At 59.0% G+C, this 796-nt stretch carries 2 protein-coding genes; both read right to left on the bottom strand.

Translation table 11 applies throughout. The annotated features are described in order from the left end of the window. Positions 1 to 112: 112 nt before the first annotated feature. Complete coding sequence (locus F6Q13_RS18335) at positions 113 to 280, bottom strand: hypothetical protein (protein WP_293059580.1); 168 nt, start codon at positions 278 to 280, stop codon at positions 113 to 115. Then, entirely contained in the window at positions 277 to 513 is a 237-nt protein-coding gene (locus tag F6Q13_RS18330) for a hypothetical protein (RefSeq protein ID WP_293059577.1), read from the bottom strand. The genes F6Q13_RS18335 and F6Q13_RS18330 overlap by 4 nt, the downstream gene beginning before the upstream one ends. Between the last annotated feature and the right edge of the window lie 283 nt (positions 514 to 796).

Below are 796 nucleotides of genomic sequence, written 5' to 3'. Positions count from 1 at the left end.
CAGTACCGCGGCACACCCATCGTTTAGAGAACTTAGTCTCGCTAAATTTCCGGCTACTTGCGCTCGGTGCCGATCAGCGGTTATGCCGTTGTGACACAGTGCATATCGATCCCTAGTGTTGACGCCACGCGGCTACGGTCGCGGTGCCGAGGCGTAGAAGCCGGCCCACCGCGAAGGCCAGTTTCGGGTCAATCGTGGCGAGCGAATCTTCCACCGCCGCGCGAGTGCCGGCGACGGCTTCCTCGAGGTCGCTGATGCACAAATCAAAGTGATCGCTCATTGAGCTACGCCTCCGAGGGTTGGCTGCGGCTCCTGGAGCAGTTCGCCTTCGACGCTATAGAAAAGCTGGCAACAGTGTTCAAGGGAGATTGCGAGCTGGTCGGCGAGGCCTTGAGCGCGGTGACCATGGTCGCCGGTCAGGTCGGTCGAGGCGGCCCGCGCAGCGATCAGCGCATAAATCAGTTCAGTGCGGCACTCGCGTAGCGCCGTCAACGACAGCGGTTCTGTAGTCATCAGCGGTTCTCTAGCCATCAGCGGCACTCGGGGGGAAGAGGTCACGGCTACGTACTCCCTTCGGGTGGAAGTCTCGTCAATCACTTTGGGTGGGTGACATCCGAGGTTGGCGTACGCCAATTTGTACGCCAGTTGGGCGAGATCCGTGGGTATTCGCCGATGTACTAAATACCGGTTGACCTCGCAAAAGCGACCATACGCGAATACCGAGGAACACGGAAAACATACCTGGGGGTCAAGTGGTCGCAGGTTCAAATCCTGTCAGCCCGACTTCAGAAAATGG

Origin of the sequence: Mycobacterium sp. (genome assembly GCF_008709575.1) — a bacterium.
GTDB lineage: Bacteria > Actinomycetota > Actinomycetes > Mycobacteriales > Mycobacteriaceae > Mycobacterium.
The sequence above is the reverse complement of the archived record's forward strand: the minus strand, read 5'-3'. Positions and strand labels throughout refer to the sequence as shown.